Raw genomic sequence first — 15,932 nt, 5'->3', positions numbered from 1 at the left:
TATGAACGCGGCGCTAGACCCTTGCAACGCCCCTTTGTCAAGTTGCGAATGGCTGTTATGGGCGGCCTTGCATGCAGATACATCCACTCATCACCGATAGCAAACAACTCGCCGATTTTTGCGCCCGGATTTCGAAGTCTGACTTCGTTGCGGTCGACACCGAGTTCATGCGCGAAAACACTTATTATCCCGAGCTTTGCCTCATCCAATTGGCCGATGAGAATGAGGCGGCGGCTATCGATCCGAAAGCAGACGGGCTCGATATGACCCCTCTTCTCGAGTTGATGACCAACAATGAAGATGTCCTCAAGGTATTCCACGCCGGCGGACAGGACATTGAAATATTCTATAATCTGACTGGCAAGACCCCGCATCCTTTGTTCGACACGCAAATTGCCGCGATGGCCTTGGGTCAGGGTGAACAGATCGGCTATTCGAATCTGGTCGACCTTTGGCTGGGCATACAGCTCGACAAAGGCGCGCGCTTTACCGACTGGTCTCGTCGACCTCTCGACAAGCGGCAAATCGATTATGCCATTGGCGATGTAACCCATCTGGCCGACATCTTCCCGAAAATGCTGGAGAAACTGGTCGCGACCGGCCGCGGCGAATGGCTGAACGATGAGATGGAACGACTGGCGGACGCAGACAATTACCGCAACGACCCCGAAACCATATGGCGCCGTATCAAGATGCAATCTCGCAAGGCCGATGTGCTGGGGCGGTTAAAGGCGCTTGGCGGATGGCGTGAGCGCGAAGCACAGCGCAAAAATATCCCCCGGGGCCGCATCATGAAGGACGAAACGATCGCCGACATTGCCTCGCATCCACCCAAGGCGCAGGCCGAATTGCCAAAGGTGCGCGGGCTTTCGCCGGCTTGGCGCGACAACGAAATCGGCGCGCGGTTGATGGCGACGCTCGCCGATGCGCAACCGCTCTCAAAAGACGAAATGCCCGACCGGAACCATAACGGAACTGGCGGCGGGAAAGAGGGCGCGCTGGTTGCCGACCTGCTCAAGCTTCTTCTCAAAATCCGTTCCCGCGAAATCAATGTCGCCGCGCGTTTGATCACACGCAGCGAAGAGCTGGAACGCTTGGCCGCTGGTGAACGTGAAGGTCTGGAACTGCTCAAGGGCTGGCGATTTGAACAATTTGGCCATGACGCGCTCGACTTGGTTGAAGGACGACTGGCGTTTGCCGTTGTGAATGGGAAACTGAGGATGACCCGAACGGAGGAAGCAGCAGAATGAAGCAGATTGTGAGCTTACATCTGGCGGGTGTTTTAGTCGCGCTCGGTGCCTGTGCCCCCGCTGCAGACAAATCCGAAAGCACGCCCGCAGCAGAGACACCTGCTGGCCAGCCGGAACTCGCCAACGCGTGCGATGCAAGCAAGCTGGATGATGCTGTCGGTCGAATGCTGACGGCAGACCTGCAGAAAAAGCTGCAAGCCGAAGCAAAGGCCGAAGTTGTTCGCGTTGCGCCGCACAATGGTGCCATCACAATGGATTACAACGCGTCGCGCTTGAACATCTTTGTCGATGACGCGAAAAATATCATCCGCATCAACTGCGGCTAAGTCGGCATCAATCTGCGGACCAGAGGCAGGGTAATCGCCGTTCCCTCGGCGAGGGCCAGCGCGTTAGCCATTTTTGCGAGATTTTCGACCGCGACATGGCTGCGTTCAATCCGTCGAACGACAAAAGCCAGGGCTTCGGGTCCGATCGAGGTTCCCCGATCACGCAGAAATTTGAGCAGCAATTGTTCGGCCAGTTCATCATCGAGCGGACCAATTTCGAGCAATTGCGATGCGCCAAGCCGCGACCGCAGGTCAGGCAGGGAAATGTCCCAATCCGCTGGCGCTGAACTTGAAACCAGCAAAAGGCCAATCCCCGCACTTTTCGCAGCATTCCACTGATGGAATAGCTTTTCTTCAGGCAAGCGGTCGGCATCGTCGATCACCTGCCCACCTTGCGTCGCGAAATAACGCGCCATCAGGCTTTTGCCGGAACGCGGCGGGCCAACTAGAATTGCGCAATGTCCAGGCCAACTCGCACTATTCCCCAAGGCCGCAAAGGCAACCGCGTTCGAAGCAGTCACAATCAGGCAATCGTCGGTTCGATCCGGATTGAGTTCGTCAAAGGGTAGCGCAATCTGTTTCATGTGTCGGTGTTTGGAGCCTGAAAAGGCCGTTCAAAATTATTTGAAACCACGCGCCTGCAATGCAGCGGTAAGCGCAGCTGGATCGCCCTGATAGCTGACGCGCATCACAGAGGTTCCGCCAAGTGCGAGGCTGGATGTCACGACCGAACGCACGCCCGGAATGCCGCGAAGTGACGCCTCGGCACGATCAACCGACTCTGGCGAGGGGGTGCTGACTTGAACATTGACGGTTATTTGCTGCGCTGGTGTCGCGGGATTCTGACGAGTTCCCTGCTCACCCTCAGCGCGTCCAGACACCGAATCGACCGCAGCCGCCAAGGGATCTGTCTCTTCTTCGGCGGCTTCTTCAGCCTCTTCTTCGAGTTCTTCCAGATCCTCTTCGTCGATCTCTTCAAGCAAAAGCGAAGCTTCTGCGCGGAGACGGCCAGCCGCAAAGGCTTGCTGCAGCAACTCATCCATCTTGCGAACGCCCTCAGCCATCATGACCGGTATGCCTTCCGCATTTTGAGCGCGCAGGGTGAAGCTGCCAAGAAAGCGGTTTTCGGGGCCGTATCGGGCAGCAAATTTGCCGATGACAGGGCCGCCCGGATATTGCCGCTCGAGTCGAACCAACGGATAGACTACATCGGCGGCACCGAACTGATCGAGGATTACGCGCCACCAGGTGCGGCTGCGTCTGTCCATTTGGCCAGCATTAAGCAGTAGCGATTCTCCGCCCCCTCCAAATGGACGAACATAGTCGACCATACTGTCTGCCGTGCGGAATTTGGCCCATGCGGCCTGCCAGGGCGTTTGCCGCTCAAAAACATAAGGCGCGCCGTTGCTGTACATCACCGGTATCACCAGCAAAGGTGCAGACTTGCGGCCAACGCCTTTGACGCCAAGCAATTGTCCGGCACGCGCACGATCGAAGGAAACACCCAGTTTAGCAATATAGCGTCGCGGGCCGATCTGTTCTTCCTCTACGATGATGGCGGAAACAATGCCATCGAGTGTGCCATCGGCAAGCGTTGATCCAGTCCCGCCATGGGTCTTGGCCCACAACATGCTCCATGCCTTACGCTGTGCTTCTTCCCATCCTGCGCGACGCGCCTCTTCGGCATTTTTGCCCGTGGTGTTGACCATGACATTGGTAACTTCAAAGTCACCATTGCTGGCAATCGGAGGAATTCCGCGCTTTGGCCCTTCGATTTGCGCGTGAACAAGTACGCCGCTGCCGACCAAAAGCGGCACTGCCAGCGCATATTTCCACAGAGACTTTGAAACCCGAACCCTCATTGCGCGCCTTTTGGCGACTTATGATTGGAAATCCAAGGGGGAAGTCGCTAGCGGCGGTAAAATGAGCGATAATGAGTCTTACACTTACGCCAAGGCGGGCGTCTCGATCGAAACTGGCAACGCGTTGGTGCGCGCCATCGCACCGCTGGCCAAAGCCACAAGGCGTGCCGGGGCGGACGCCGATCTCGGTGGATTTGGCGGCTTTTTTGATCTGAAAGCGGCAGGATTCACCGATCCTTTGCTGGTCGCGGCCAATGACGGCGTGGGCACCAAGCTTAAACTCGCAATCGAAAGCGGGAAGCATCATGGCGTTGGCATCGATCTGGTTGCTATGTGCGCCAACGACCTGATCGTTCAGGGTGCTGAGCCGCTGTTCTTCCTAGATTACTACGCCACTGGAAAACTCGACAATGATGTCGCCACGGCTGTCGTCGCCAGCATCGCTGAAGGCTGCAAGCAGGCAGGTTGCGCGCTGATTGGCGGCGAAACCGCGGAAATGCCCGGCATGTACTGCGACGGCGATTATGATCTTGCCGGCTTCTGCGTTGGCGCGGTCGAGCGCGATCAGGTGTTGACGGCGGACAAGGTAGCCGAGGGTGATGTCATCCTTGGGCTTGCCTCGTCGGGCGTTCACTCGAATGGTTTTTCATTGGTGCGCCGCCTAGCCGCCGACAAGGGTTGGAAGCTGGATCGCCCTGCCCTGTTCGATATCGACACGCTGCTGATAGACGCTCTTATGGCGCCCACGCGCATCTATGTGAAATCGCTGCTCCCGCTGGTTCGCACGGGCAAGGTTCACGCGATGGCGCATATTACCGGTGGTGGACTGCTCGAGAATATCCCGCGCGTGCTGCCTGAAGGGCTGCACGCCCATGTCGATGCCGATGCATGGGAGCAGCCAAGGCTCATGGCGTTCCTGCAGGCCCAAGGCAATATCGAGCCGGAAGAGATGGCGCGCACCTTTAACTGCGGGATTGGTATGGCGGTAGTTATCGCTGAAGCCGATGTCGCGGATGCGGTTACAGCACTCGAAGCTGCTGGCGAAACCGTCTTCCGCATCGGGCACATCGCCAAAGGTGATAAAGGCTGCACCGTCAAAGGCTCGATCGAGACCTGGAGTGCCAAGTCTGACTGGAGCGCAACGCATCATGGCTAAGGCCCGCGTCGCCGTGCTGATTTCGGGGACCGGAACCAACATGGCGGCGTTGCTGTATGCGGCAAAGGCGGAAGATTGCCCGTATGAGATTGCACTTGTCGCCAGCAACAACCCCGATGCTGCGGGACTGAAACTGGCAGAGGCAGAGGGGATCGCCACCTTCGCCCATCCGCACAAAGGCCTCAGCCGGGAGGCGCATGACGATATCATGCACGACGCGCTGGTCGCAGCGAAAGCGGATTATGTCGCACTCGCGGGCTATATGCGCATCCTCTCCCCAGAATTTGTCGGAAAATGGGAGGGCCGGATGCTCAACATCCATCCCAGCCTATTGCCCAAATATAAAGGCCTCCATACGCATGAACGCGCGCTGGAGGCGGGCGACAGCCATGGCGGGTGCAGCGTGCACCTCGTCACCGCCGAACTCGATGATGGCCCGATCCTCGGCCAGACCCCGGTCGCGATTCTGCCCGGCGACACGCCCGAAAGCCTTGGCCAGCGCGTGCTGATTGCCGAACACCAGCTTTATTCGCGCACGCTCGCCGCCTTTGTCGCCCGCGAAAGCTCGCCCGATTATCTGATCGCCCAAATCCGCGAACGCGCCTTGGCGCTGCCCGAAGCGGACGAGGTACTCAGCCACGGCATGCCCTGTTTCGGCATCATCAAGGGCAAGAAATTCGCTTATGTCTCCAACGACCATCATGGCGATGGCAAAGTGTCATTGCTGGTCAAGATCAGCGGCGCGGAAGAACAGGCGATGCTGATCGAAACCGACCCCGATCGATACTACCGCCCCGCCTATTTCGGGGATGGCTGGGTGGGCATCAGGCTCGATCTGGGCGACAATGATTGGGACCATATTGCAGAATGGCTGAGAAAAAGCTGGCGCGCGGTGGCGCCGAGGAAGCTGGCGGCGATGATGGATTTGGTAGGGGAGTTTTAGATGTTTCCTGACCCGTCCGCCAAATGGAAAGAGTTTCCGTCAATAATAGATGGAATAGATAATCCCTTCGTTTTTGACAAAGGATGTTGGAAGGGAAAGCTGTATTTGACCATCGCGGAAGGAGGCGGCGACCTGTCATTTGGTGTCGTGCTTGACGCGATCGCATATATGGCAATCGACGAAGCATTGTTTTCGCTCGCCGATCACGCTTGCATAACATTGTCGGAATCGCCGAATTGTTACATTCGAGAAGCGACGCATTCAAAACTTCTGACGCTTTACCGAGACAAGGAATATCTGGAACAAGGCGATATCCGTCATTTCCAATTTATCGGGCATGACAAGTGCTACGAATGTCTATGCGTTGGGCTGCCCCAGATCATCATGTTCGGCAACGAAATTGGCCGTGATTCTTGGAGGCCCGAAGTCTGAAATCCGGAACCTCCTCTCCTGTGGGAGAGGATACGAAGCCTTATGAGCAAAGCGAATTAGGCTTAGTTGGTGAGGGGGTGTGGGTTATCGAAAGGGCACAACCCCTCACCCAGCGCAGCTAGTCAGCAAGCTGCCAAGCTTTCGCAACCCTCTCCCATTGGAGAGGGATAGGCAAGCTACCCAATCTCCCCCGCATCCACCACCGGCCTGTCCTCCCGCGTCCCGCGATAGCGCGCATCAGGTTCGCTTTCGCCGGGGGAGATGATCACATAATCCTCATGCACCTCCAGCAGCGTGCCGACAAAGGGAAAGCCCTCCAGGCTGCCGGTCACGCGATAGCTCACCGTATCGCCCACCTTGAAGGTCGCAGGGTCGAAATTGAACTGAAAGGGACAGTCTTCGCCCTCACCCATTCCCAGCATGCGCATCTCCTCTTCGCCAACCGAATAGCGCGTGTTGTGACGGGTGCAACAAAAAGGGCCGCCCGATTGCGCGGACGGCCCTCTCCAGATTCGCTTGAATGCCGGATTAGCCGACGATTTCTTCCGGCTTGAAGAAATAGGCAATTTCGATTGCGGCGTTTTCGTCGCTGTCGCTGCCGTGTACGCTGTTTTCGCCGATCGACAGCGCGTGAGTCTTGCGGATGGTACCTTCGGCGGCTTCTGCCGGATTGGTCGCGCCCATGATGTCGCGGTTGCGGGTGACGGCGTCTTCGCCTTCCAATACCTGGACGACAACCGGTTCGCTCATCATGAACTCAACCAGTTCGCCGAAGAAGGGGCGTTCCTTGTGGACCGCGTAAAAGCCTTCGGCCTGTTCCTTGCTCATGTGGATGCGCTTTGAAGCGACGACGCGCAGGCCGGCTTCTTCCAGCATCTTGGTGACGGCGCCGGTCAGGTTGCGACGGGTGGCGTCGGGCTTGATGATCGAAAAGGTGCGGGTAACCGCCATGGGAGAACTCCATTTGCTGGGGGATTAAGATTGCGCGCGCCTCTAGCGGCATGGACCGGTTATGGCAATACCAAGCAGGACCGGCTTTCCGTTACGTCAGGTTAGATTTGTGCTAAAGCCGACTCGGAAGAGGGGGGAGGATATCATGGAACATCGTGAGTTGAATCTGTCGCGCCGCGGCTTTGCAGGCGCAGCACTAGCCGCAGGAGCATTGGGTGCCGCGGGCCTGAAAGCTGCTGATGGGCATGTTGCACTGACGCCGTCATCCGACATGGGGCCGTTTTATCCGATCGAGCGCATTGCCGAAGAAGATGCAGATCTCACTTGGATCAAAGGCCATTCGCAACGCGCACTTGGCAATGTCATCGAAGTCAGCGGCCGCGTGCTCGACCGGCACGGCAATCCGGTCAGCGGGGCGACGCTTGAATTGTGGCAGTGCAATTCGGTCGGCCGCTATGCACATGCCGCCGACATCGCAACCGCACCGCTAGATCCTAACTTTCAGGGATTCGCGGCGATCCGGACTGGCAAAGCAGGCGAATGGCACATCACGACAATCAAGCCTTCGGGCTATGACTCGCCGATTGGCAAACGCACGCCGCACATCCATTTCGATGTTCGTGGGAAGAGCCACAGGCTAATCGCGCAGATGTATTTCGAAGATGATCATGCAACCAACTCAACAGACGAGCTTTACAAGACGCTCGGCAGGGATGCGCTGCACTCGGTTGCCAAGCTGGCTGCTCCGACAAAGTATAACTGGGATATCGTCCTGATGGACGGCTAAACCGGCTATTTGGTCTCTATTACCAGCATTACCTGCGTCTTGCCGTCACCACCTGGCGTAGCGGTAGCGACCAGTTTTTCACCTGCGTCGTTTTCCGCCGAGAAACTGGCCATATTGCCAACCGCCGTTTCCTGGGACTTGGTCGTCATGCCTCGCTTCGCTGCTTCGGCTTTATAGAAGGTCGTGACTTTGTCAGGCGCATCAGACGTTGTCATAGTGACCATTGCCCCACCTTTGCCGTCCGGGCGATTCCCAGAGATGTTTGCCGTGACCGCTGCACCGGGATAAGCCGAAATTCCCAAAGGGAGGTCCTTTGCAGCGGCAGCACCGGTAGAGAAAGTGGCTGTGGTGCCATCTTCGGCTTTGACCGTCGCTTCGTTTTGACCATTTTGGGTCAGTTCGACCGATTTTCCGTCTGACGTAGTCACCGTTGTGGTTGGCTCTGAACCACAAGATGCGATCAAGGCGGTCGCAAATAGCAGGGTGAGTTTCTTCATCACATTCTCCCGAAATGGCTGCGACCCCATATGCGTTCAGAATATCGCTGAAATTTGGAAGCTCAAGGGCCTTGCCGCCATTTTCCGCCGTCCTGTTTCCAGTAACGACGCTCGACATCTGGCCGGTCCGCCAGCGCGCGCCAGGCGGCCCGGGCATTGTCGGTCTTTTCTGGCGGGAACAGATAAAAGGCCCGGTCAAAGCCAAGCGCGTGATCGCGCCACTCGCCATCAGCTAGGGCAATCATGCGCGCACCGTTGGAAGCTAAGGCTTCGTTCGCAAGCAATACGGGTTGCAGGCTATCATCGCCCTCTCCCGACCTTTGGTGCGCGATAAAGCTTTCCGGCTTCGCGCTCCACAGCGCGACCGAGAGTTTGCCGAGTTGTGCATCGTCGCCACTGACGACAAGCAGCCGCCCGCCATCGTCCAGAATTTTCTGGGCAATGGCGGGTATGACCTGTTCCGCAGGATCGCGGGTCAGCTGGTAGAAATCGACCTGCATCGGCCTTTCCGATTATGCCTCGTAATTGTCGGCCACAAAACGGTCGAGCAGCTTCACGCCATAGCCGGTGGCACCCTTGGCCCAGGTCGGACCATCCTTGTCGCCCCAGACAGTGCCAGCGATATCGAGATGCGCCCATTTGACGCCGTCCTGGATAAAGCGCTGGAGGAACTGGGCAGCGGTGATCGAGCCTGCATCGCGCGGACCGACATTCTTGATGTCGGCAATCGGGCTGTCGATCAGCTTGTCATAGGCAGGGCCCACCGGCAGGCGCCACAATTTGTCACCGGTCGCTTTGCCGGCGGCAAGAAGCTTGTCCGAAAGTTCGTCGCTGTTCGAAAACAGGCCGGCATGTTCCTTACCGAGCGAAATGATGATCGCACCGGTCAGTGTGGCCAGATCGATGATGGTATCCGGCTTGAACTTCTCCTGCGCGTAATGCAGCGCGTCGCAAAGAACGAGACGACCTTCTGCATCGGTGTTGATCACCTCGATGGTCTGGCCGGACATGCTGGTAACGACATCGCCCGGGCGTTGTGCATTGCCGTCAGGCATATTCTCGACAAGGCCGCAAATACCGACAACATGGGCCTTGGCCTTGCGACCTGCGAGGGCCTTCATCGTGCCGGCAACCGCGCCTGCGCCGCCCATGTCCCACTTCATGTCTTCCATGCCGGCAGCGGGCTTGATAGAGATGCCGCCGGTGTCAAAAGTCACTCCCTTGCCAACGAACACCACCGGCTTTTCCTGTTTGCCGCCCGTGCCATCCCATTTCATCACCAGCATACGCGCCGGACGGACCGAACCCTGTGCAACGCCAAGCAGCGCGCCCATGCCGAGCTTAGCCATTTCCTTATCGTCAAGAACATCGATTTCGATACCCAATGCTTGCAGATGCTGGCAGCGTTCGACAAAACTTTCAGGATAAATGATGTTGGCGGGTTCGCTAACCAATTCTTTGGTCAGGGCAACACCATCGGCAATCGCAGCATAGCTAGCCCACAAGGCTTCCGCTTCAGCAGGAGCGCCGACCACGGTCAGGCCCGTAATTGTCGGCTTTGACGTTTCAGGCAGTTTGGTGCGGTATTTGTCGATGCGCCAGTTACGAAGCGTTGCACCGTAAGCAACCTCAGCCGCCGCCTTTGCATCAAGATTGGCCGCGTGCAGCGCGATGGTCTTGGCACCGCAAGTCTGTACCTTGGCGAGCAGATCGCCGCCTGCACGGGAATAATCCGCCGCATCACCATCGGCGACTGCGATCAGGGCGATACGGATTGTCCGTCCGCCTTCCTGCGCAAAATAAAGGAAGCTTTGCCCGGCATTACCTTCAAAACGGGCAAGCTTTGCAGTGTCGCGGGCCGCTTCCGGATTTTCAAGCGGAAAAACGAAGCTGTCCCATGTGCTTTTTTGGATCACAAAACCGATTACATCGGAATCGGCGGGGCGTTGGGCGGCAAAACTTACCTGCATGTCGAAACGGCCTTTCAGTGATTGAATAAAAATTGCGGGGAATCTGGCCCGCGCTTGTTCTGGCGAATGCTATAAGCAAACATTCAGCCGGGATTAAAGCAAAAGATGGTTGCGGTAACCAAGGCTTAGCGTCCATGGGCCTATCACCCTTTCAATAGCGGGTCTGGACCCCGCCATTTTCCGGTTCTAAAGGATTTGCGTAACCATTTATGCGGCAGCCCCTTTCGCCAAAGATTGTGAACTACAGCCTGTGCTTGGCACTGGTCGCATTAGGCTGTGTAGCAAACCCGGCTTGGGCGCAGGATGAAGGCAAGGAACAATCGAACGCCGAGCCGGACGAAATCGCTTTTTCTGCTGACCAGATTATTTACGAAGCCCCCACCGATGTGGTCACCGCATCGGGCAATGTCATTGCCAATCGAGACGGATATCGCCTGCGCGCCGACACAATAATCTGGGACCGGCGTTCGGGCAAAGTGATGGCGCGCGGGAATATCCGTTCGGTCGGGCCTGACGGGGATGTTGCCTATAGCGACAGTATCGAAGTGACCGAAAGCTTGCGCGATGGCATTGTCGAAAATCTGCTGCTCGTGCTGAAAGACGGCAGCCGTCTGGCCGCAAATTCCGGAAAGCGTGAAAACGGTGTCTATTCTCTCGACGGAGCAGCCTATACCGCCTGCAAAGTCGAAGGTCCCGACGGCTGCCCCAAGGATCCCAGTTGGCAGGTCAAAGCGGTCAAGGTTATTTACGACCCGAACAAAAAGAGAGTGCGCTATCAAGGCGCACGCATCGAGCTATTCGGCTTGCCCGTCATACCTCTGCCGGGCCTTTCGCACCCAGCTGAAGCGACCGCCGGTAGCGGATTCCTTATCCCCAAATTGCGCTTTTCGCGAAACAACGGCGTCGAAGTTGAGCAAGGCTATTATTGGCGACTGGCCGACAATCGTGACCTTTTGCTATCGGCCCATCTGTTCAGCGATGTCGCCCCGATGGCGCAAGCCCAGTATCGCGCTTGGGAAGACAAAGGTGCATTCCAGATCACTGGCTATGCCACCTATAGTAACAGGGTATCGACGGCGGGCGTCGCTGCCACAGGCGAAAACCGGTTTCGCGGTTATCTGGAAGGCAGCGGCAAATTCCAGTTCACGCCCAATTGGTCCAGTTCGGCCTCCATCCGGTTAGCGACCGACCGCACATTCCTCCGCCGTTACGATATCAGTCGAGATGATCGGCTGCGCAATAACATCAACCTCGAACGGATAGACGATAACAGCTATTTTGCCTTTAATGGCTGGGGGGTGCAGACTCTGCGGACGGGTGATCGGCAAGGGTTGCAACCTATTGCGCTGCCCGAAATCGACTATCGACTGCGACTGACCGACCCGGTTCTGGGCGGCAAAGTCCAGTTACAGGCCAATAGTCTGCTGATCGGCCGCACGTCAGGTCAGGATACGCGGCGCGCTTTTGGCATGGCCAAATGGGATTTGCGCACACTCACCGCTTTGGGTCAGGAAGTGAATTTCACGTTGCTCGGACGTGGCGACGTTTATCATAGCGATGAAAACGCGACGTCGATTACGCCCATCTATCGCGGTGAAAGCGGTTGGCAGGCGCGCGGTATCGCAGCCGGCGCTGTGGATGTTCGCTGGCCGTTCGTTGGCGAAGCGTTTGGCGGCACGCAGATATTGACACCCCGCGTGCAAATGGTCGCGGCTTACACCACGGCAAACCTTGAAATGCCAAATGAGGATGCTCGTGCTGTCGACCTGGAAGACAGCAATCTGTTCGCGCTGAACCGCTTTCCGGGCTATGACCGTATCGAAGATAATGTCCGGCTGACTTATGGCCTGGACTGGTCCGTGCAGGGCAGAAAGGCATCCTTCGAATTCAATATCGGCCAAAGCTACCGCCTGTCGAACAAGGCAACAATTTTCCCGGACGGCACGGGACTGTCGAACAAGGTTTCGGACATTGTTGGGCGGAGCGAATTCCGTTTCCGGGATTTCGTCAAACTGACCCACCGGTTCCGGCTCGACAAGGATAATTTTGCCATCCGTCGCAACGAAATCGACGCCACCATCGGTTCGCGCAGTACCTATGCACAAATCGGCTATTTGAAACTCAACCGGGATATCGGTGCGACGGTAGAGGATCTTGCGGACCGCGAAGAAATTCGACTTGCCGGGCGACTGCGCGTCGCTCGCTATTGGTCAGTCTTTGGGTCGACAATTATCGATCTGACCGGGCCGAAAGAAGACCCGATTGCATTGAGCGATGGATTCGATCCCATTCGCCATCGACTGGGCCTCGCTTATGACGATGATTGCCTGTCGCTTTCGCTCACTTGGCGGCGCGACTATCAGCCGACCGGCGACGCCCGTAAGGGGAATACATTCCTCTTCCGTCTGGCATTTCGAAATCTGGGCGTCTAAGACGGGTTAAAGGGGGATTCTAGGCTCGTCAGCTATTGTTCAGCCACGGCTCCCTATTGCGCGCGGCCTGTATCGGCCATTCATGGAAGTATGCAATGAAACTATTTACCCGTCTTGCCCTGGTTACCGGTGTCGCGGCCATTACCGCATTGTCGCCTGCCTCCAGTCAGACAGTTGCCGACGAATCCACACCTGAAGCTGCGCTCGATATCCCAGGAGGAGGCCAGTTGCTGGCCAAACCCAATGATCCCAATGTTCGCCGCGCCACGGCTGTGGTCAACGGTGAAATCATCACCGGGACCGATGTCGACCACCGCCTCGCTTTGATCGTTGCAGCGAACAATGATCAACTGCCGCCCGAAGAAATCGAACGCTTTCGCGCGCAGATCCTGACCAATCTCATAGATGAATCACTTCAGATTCAGGAAGCCGCTGCCAACGAAGTCGAAGTGACCAATGAAGAAGTCGATCAATATTTCGTGCGCGTAGCCGAGCAGAATTTCCGCAAAACCGTCCCGGAAACGGAAGCCTATCTGGCATCGAAAGGGTCGTCGATTGCGACGCTGAAGCGCCAAATCAAGGCCGAATTGTCGTGGAACCGGTTGTTGAGCCGGAACGTTCGCCCGTTCATCAACGTCAGCGATGACGAGGTGAACGCGATCATCCAGCGGATCAACACAACCAAAGGGACGACTGAATACCGGCTGGGCGAAATCTATCTATCGGCAACGCCTGAAAATCAGGAGCAGGTGTTTGCCAACGCCCGAAAAATATTGGAGCAGATTCAGCAAGGCGGATCGTTTACCGCTTATGCGCGCCAGTTTTCGGAAGCCTCAACCGCAGCTGTAGGCGGCGATTTGGGTTGGGTCCGGCTTGAGCAATTGCCGCAGTCGCTTGCCACCGCTGCAGCCGAAATGAGCAGCAATGAAATCGTGGCTGTGCCTGCTCCCGGCGGCATTTCGCTGTTGTTGCTGATTGATCGCCGCCAGGTGGCAACCAGCGACCCGCGCGATTCTACCCTCAGCCTGAAACAGATCGCGATAAGCTTTCCTGCAGGCTCGACAGAGGCGCAGGCAGCTCCGATGGTGAAGCGATTCAGCGAAGAAACGCAGAAAATTCGCGGCTGTGGCGCGGCCGACGATGTTGCAAAAACGCTTGGTGCGGATGTCGTCAATCGCGACAGCCTGCGTGTGCGTGACCTTCCCGGACCGCTGCAGCAAATCATGCTTGACCTGCCCATTGGTCAATCGACCCCACCCTATGGTTCGATGGCGGATGGTGTGCGAGTATTCGTCCTCTGCGGACGCGACGCACCTGAATCGGCAACGCAGGAGTCGTTCGACGAAGTGATGTCACGGCTGGAAGATGAGCGCACCAACAAGCGCGCCCGTCTGTACTTGCGCGACCTTCGCCGCGACGCAATCGTCGAATATAATTGATGGCAGAGGCCGACGAAATGCTGCCGCTGGCTATTTCCAGCGGCGACCCTGCGGGAGTCGGCCCGGAAATCATCGGCAAGGCTTGGGAAGCGCGAAAAAAGCAAAAGCTCTCCAGCTTCTTTGCAATCGGTGACATTGCCAGTTTTGAGCATCACTGGGATGGCCCGGTCGTCCGGATCGACAATCCTGATCAAGCCGCCGAACGGTTTGACGATGCCCTGCCCGTATTCCACGTGCATGATTGTGCTTCCATTGTGCCGGGTCATCCCGACCTCGACGGGGCGCACTGCGCTTTGCAGGCATTGGAGCTAGCCACCGGCTTTGCCCGATCGGGAACCGTTGCCGGTTTAGTTACCGGTCCTGTTTCCAAAGCACAGCTTTACGCCATAGGATTTAACTATCCGGGGCAAACGGAATTTGTGGCCGAACGTTGCGGGGTGGAACGCCGCAACGCTGTGATGATGCTCGCTGGTCCGGACCTGCGCGTTGTTCCCATGACGACGCACATTCCGCTGGCCAGTGTCGCATCTCAGCTCGATGTGCGCCTGATCAGGCGCAGAATACGTGCCACCGCCAAGGGGTTATGCCGCGATTTCGGCATCAAAAACCCGCGACTCGCTATTGCTGGCTTCAACCCGCATGCGGGAGAAAGCGGTAATCTGGGGCGTGAAGAAATTGACATTTTCATGCCCGCAATTGCATCGATCGCCGACGAAGGCTTTGACATCATAGGGCCCTTGCCCGCCGATACTATGTTCCATGCAGAAGCCCGGCAAAATTTTGATGCGGCCCTTTGCGCTTATCATGATCAGGCACTTATCCCGCTTAAGACGCTGTATTTTCATGAAGCAGTCAACATTACGCTCGGCCTACCGATCATAAGAACATCGCCCGATCATGGTACGGCTTTTGGCATAGCCGGAAAAGGCGAGGCGCGCCCGGATTCGATGATCGCAGCAATCCGCATGGCAGGCGAAGCTGTCGCTAACCGCAAGGCATTCGCCGCCGCTGCTTGCCCTGCATGACCTTGCCTGCGCTCCCACCACTGCGTGACGTTATCGCCCGGCATGGTTTGTCCGCAAATAAGGCGTTGGGACAGAATTTCCTGTTCGATGAACAATTGCTCGACCGGATTGCGGCAGTCCCTGGTTCGCTTCAGGGCGAACAGGTTTACGAAGTCGGCCCTGGCCCGGGCGGTTTAACACGTGCGCTTTTGAGAGCGGGAGCCAAAGTCACGGCAGTTGAACGCGACCGGCGCTGTTTGCCTGCCCTTGAGGAGCTTTCCGAGGCCTTTCCTGGGCAGTTACGCGTCATCGAAGGCGATGCGATGAAAATCGATCCGTTGCAGGAAATCGGCGGACCATTCCACATCGCCTCTAACCTGCCGTACAATGTCGGCACTGCCCTCGCCGTTGGCTGGTTGAGCGGAGAAGAATGGCCGCCTGCGTGGAAATCATTGACCCTGATGTTTCAGCGCGAAGTGGCAGACCGCATCATAGCCAAACCCGATACCGAAGCCTATGGACGGCTGGCAATTCTTGCCCAATGGCGGTGCGAGGCCCGCATCGCGATGCCGGTGCACCGCAGCGCCTTTACCCCTCCCCCCAAGGTTATGTCGGCTGTCGTTCATATTACGCCAAAAGATCAGCCCGAGGGTGTGCAAATGGCGACGCTTGAAACTCTGACTGCGGCGGCTTTCGGCCAGCGTCGCAAAATGCTGCGCCAAAGCCTGAAGGGCGTTCGCGGCGCAGCAGAGGCGATGGAACGTGCTGGAATTGCAGCAGAACGCCGACCGGAAACGCTCGCCATTGAGGAATGGCTTGAACTGGCCAGACTGCTCTAAACGCGTCGCTAGGGGTGGCGCAACGCGCTGCACCTCGCTACACG

Annotated in this window: 17 protein-coding genes; 10 read left to right on the top strand and 7 right to left on the bottom strand. The window is 57.2% G+C overall.

Going from position 1 to position 15,932, the window contains the following annotated elements:
- The first annotated feature begins 71 nt into the window (after positions 1-71).
- Positions 72-1,250, top strand: a complete 1,179-nt coding sequence (gene rnd, locus DXH95_RS04415) for a ribonuclease D (protein ID WP_115548212.1) — start codon at positions 72-74, stop codon at positions 1,248-1,250.
- Positions 1,247-1,576, top strand: coding sequence for an I78 family peptidase inhibitor (locus DXH95_RS04410; RefSeq protein WP_115548211.1), 330 nt, complete (start codon positions 1,247-1,249; stop codon positions 1,574-1,576). Before rnd ends, DXH95_RS04410 begins: the two co-directional genes overlap by 4 nt.
- Here the strand turns inward: DXH95_RS04410 and DXH95_RS04405 are convergent.
- Positions 1,573-2,160 (bottom strand): P-loop NTPase family protein, encoded by a 588-nt coding sequence (locus DXH95_RS04405; RefSeq protein ID WP_115548210.1) that lies wholly within the window; start codon positions 2,158-2,160, stop codon positions 1,573-1,575. The two genes, DXH95_RS04410 and DXH95_RS04405, sit on opposite strands and share 4 nt — an antisense overlap.
- A 36-nt stretch (positions 2,161-2,196) precedes the next feature.
- Positions 2,197-3,438: a heavy-metal-associated domain-containing protein gene (locus DXH95_RS16070; RefSeq protein ID WP_181883573.1), complete on the bottom strand. Its 1,242-nt coding sequence runs from the start codon at positions 3,436-3,438 to the stop codon at positions 2,197-2,199.
- A 61-nt stretch (positions 3,439-3,499) separates the two neighbouring features.
- Between DXH95_RS16070 and purM the strand changes: the two genes are divergently transcribed.
- From purM to DXH95_RS04385, 3 genes are read left to right on the top strand one after another with little or no spacing between them, the layout of a single operon-like run.
- The gene (purM, locus tag DXH95_RS04395; RefSeq protein WP_115548209.1) at positions 3,500-4,594 is read left to right on the top strand and encodes a phosphoribosylformylglycinamidine cyclo-ligase; all 1,095 of its coding nucleotides are present in this window, start codon (positions 3,500-3,502) and stop codon (positions 4,592-4,594) included.
- Positions 4,587-5,537: a phosphoribosylglycinamide formyltransferase gene (gene purN / locus DXH95_RS04390; protein ID WP_115548208.1), complete on the top strand. Its 951-nt coding sequence runs from the start codon at positions 4,587-4,589 to the stop codon at positions 5,535-5,537. The genes purM and purN overlap by 8 nt, the downstream gene beginning before the upstream one ends.
- Positions 5,538-5,969, top strand: coding sequence for a hypothetical protein (locus tag DXH95_RS04385; protein ID WP_115548207.1), 432 nt, complete (start codon positions 5,538-5,540; stop codon positions 5,967-5,969).
- Positions 5,970-6,145: 176 nt separating this feature from the next.
- On the opposite strand, the gene DXH95_RS04380 is transcribed toward DXH95_RS04385, so the two are convergent.
- Positions 6,146-6,391: a hypothetical protein gene (locus DXH95_RS04380; RefSeq protein WP_115549393.1), complete on the bottom strand. Its 246-nt coding sequence runs from the start codon at positions 6,389-6,391 to the stop codon at positions 6,146-6,148.
- A 106-nt stretch (positions 6,392-6,497) separates the two neighbouring features.
- A complete protein-coding gene (ndk, locus tag DXH95_RS04375) occupies positions 6,498-6,920 on the bottom strand; it encodes a nucleoside-diphosphate kinase (protein WP_115548206.1) in 423 nt (140 codons plus the stop codon).
- Positions 6,921-7,065: 145 nt separating this feature from the next.
- Between ndk and DXH95_RS04370 the strand changes: the two genes are divergently transcribed.
- On the top strand, positions 7,066-7,707 hold the full coding sequence (locus tag DXH95_RS04370; protein WP_181883572.1) for a dioxygenase family protein: 642 nt from the start codon (positions 7,066-7,068) through the stop codon (positions 7,705-7,707).
- Between the two features lie 5 nt (positions 7,708-7,712).
- Here DXH95_RS04370 and DXH95_RS04365 read toward each other — a convergent pair whose 3' ends face one another.
- The 3 genes from DXH95_RS04365 to DXH95_RS04355 form a co-directional block, all read right to left on the bottom strand.
- Positions 7,713-8,204, bottom strand: a complete 492-nt coding sequence (locus DXH95_RS04365; RefSeq protein ID WP_115548204.1) for a hypothetical protein — start codon at positions 8,202-8,204, stop codon at positions 7,713-7,715.
- A 62-nt stretch (positions 8,205-8,266) separates the two neighbouring features.
- Entirely contained in the window at positions 8,267-8,704 is a 438-nt protein-coding gene (locus DXH95_RS04360) for a DNA polymerase III subunit chi (protein ID WP_115548203.1), read from the bottom strand.
- A 12-nt stretch (positions 8,705-8,716) separates the two neighbouring features.
- Entirely contained in the window at positions 8,717-10,174 is a 1,458-nt protein-coding gene (locus DXH95_RS04355; RefSeq protein ID WP_115548202.1) for a leucyl aminopeptidase, read from the bottom strand.
- Between the two features lie 209 nt (positions 10,175-10,383).
- On the opposite strand from DXH95_RS04355, the gene DXH95_RS04350 reads away from it, so the two are divergent.
- From DXH95_RS04350 to rsmA, 4 genes are all read left to right on the top strand, one after another.
- The gene (locus DXH95_RS04350; RefSeq protein ID WP_115548201.1) at positions 10,384-12,606 is read left to right on the top strand and encodes an LPS-assembly protein LptD; all 2,223 of its coding nucleotides are present in this window, start codon (positions 10,384-10,386) and stop codon (positions 12,604-12,606) included.
- 95 nt (positions 12,607-12,701) lie between these two features.
- The gene (locus DXH95_RS04345) at positions 12,702-14,045 is read left to right on the top strand and encodes a peptidylprolyl isomerase (RefSeq protein ID WP_115548200.1); all 1,344 of its coding nucleotides are present in this window, start codon (positions 12,702-12,704) and stop codon (positions 14,043-14,045) included.
- Complete coding sequence (gene pdxA / locus DXH95_RS04340; protein ID WP_239016538.1) at positions 14,045-15,070, top strand: 4-hydroxythreonine-4-phosphate dehydrogenase PdxA; 1,026 nt, start codon at positions 14,045-14,047, stop codon at positions 15,068-15,070. The genes DXH95_RS04345 and pdxA overlap by 1 nt, the downstream gene beginning before the upstream one ends.
- Entirely contained in the window at positions 15,067-15,888 is an 822-nt protein-coding gene (rsmA, locus tag DXH95_RS04335) for a 16S rRNA (adenine(1518)-N(6)/adenine(1519)-N(6))-dimethyltransferase RsmA (protein WP_115548199.1), read from the top strand. Before pdxA ends, rsmA begins: the two co-directional genes overlap by 4 nt.
- The last annotated feature ends 44 nt before the right edge of the window (positions 15,889-15,932 follow it).

Origin of the sequence: Sphingorhabdus pulchriflava (assembly GCF_003367235.1) — a bacterium.
Lineage (GTDB): Bacteria > Pseudomonadota > Alphaproteobacteria > Sphingomonadales > Sphingomonadaceae > Sphingorhabdus_B > Sphingorhabdus_B pulchriflava.
Note: the sequence above shows the minus strand (reverse complement) of the source record. Positions and strands in the feature narration are given on the sequence as shown.

What these genes read in the sequence shown, in the direction of transcription:
- pdxA (WP_239016538.1), top strand. Translation starts at nt 14,045, where the DNA reads ATGGCAGAGGCCGACGAAATGCTGCCGCTGGCTATTTCCAGCGGCGAC.
- DXH95_RS04410 (WP_115548211.1), top strand. Translation starts at nt 1,247, where the DNA reads ATGAAGCAGATTGTGAGCTTACATCTGGCGGGTGTTTTAGTCGCGCTC.
- DXH95_RS04350 (WP_115548201.1), top strand. Translation starts at nt 10,384, where the DNA reads ATGCGGCAGCCCCTTTCGCCAAAGATTGTGAACTACAGCCTGTGCTTG.
- rsmA (WP_115548199.1), top strand. Translation starts at nt 15,067, where the DNA reads ATGACCTTGCCTGCGCTCCCACCACTGCGTGACGTTATCGCCCGGCAT.
- ndk (WP_115548206.1), bottom strand. Translation starts at nt 6,920, where the DNA reads ATGGCGGTTACCCGCACCTTTTCGATCATCAAGCCCGACGCCACCCGT.
- DXH95_RS04345 (WP_115548200.1), top strand. Translation starts at nt 12,702, where the DNA reads ATGAAACTATTTACCCGTCTTGCCCTGGTTACCGGTGTCGCGGCCATT.
- rnd (WP_115548212.1), top strand. Translation starts at nt 72, where the DNA reads ATGCAGATACATCCACTCATCACCGATAGCAAACAACTCGCCGATTTT.
- DXH95_RS04405 (WP_115548210.1), bottom strand. Translation starts at nt 2,160, where the DNA reads ATGAAACAGATTGCGCTACCCTTTGACGAACTCAATCCGGATCGAACC.
- DXH95_RS04380 (WP_115549393.1), bottom strand. Translation starts at nt 6,391, where the DNA reads ATGCTGGGAATGGGTGAGGGCGAAGACTGTCCCTTTCAGTTCAATTTC.
- DXH95_RS04365 (WP_115548204.1), bottom strand. Translation starts at nt 8,204, where the DNA reads ATGAAGAAACTCACCCTGCTATTTGCGACCGCCTTGATCGCATCTTGT.
- DXH95_RS04370 (WP_181883572.1), top strand. Translation starts at nt 7,066, where the DNA reads ATGGAACATCGTGAGTTGAATCTGTCGCGCCGCGGCTTTGCAGGCGCA.
- DXH95_RS04360 (WP_115548203.1), bottom strand. Translation starts at nt 8,704, where the DNA reads ATGCAGGTCGATTTCTACCAGCTGACCCGCGATCCTGCGGAACAGGTC.
- DXH95_RS04355 (WP_115548202.1), bottom strand. Translation starts at nt 10,174, where the DNA reads ATGCAGGTAAGTTTTGCCGCCCAACGCCCCGCCGATTCCGATGTAATC.
- DXH95_RS16070 (WP_181883573.1), bottom strand. Translation starts at nt 3,438, where the DNA reads ATGAGGGTTCGGGTTTCAAAGTCTCTGTGGAAATATGCGCTGGCAGTG.
- purM (WP_115548209.1), top strand. Translation starts at nt 3,500, where the DNA reads ATGAGCGATAATGAGTCTTACACTTACGCCAAGGCGGGCGTCTCGATC.
- DXH95_RS04385 (WP_115548207.1), top strand. Translation starts at nt 5,538, where the DNA reads ATGTTTCCTGACCCGTCCGCCAAATGGAAAGAGTTTCCGTCAATAATA.
- purN (WP_115548208.1), top strand. Translation starts at nt 4,587, where the DNA reads ATGGCTAAGGCCCGCGTCGCCGTGCTGATTTCGGGGACCGGAACCAAC.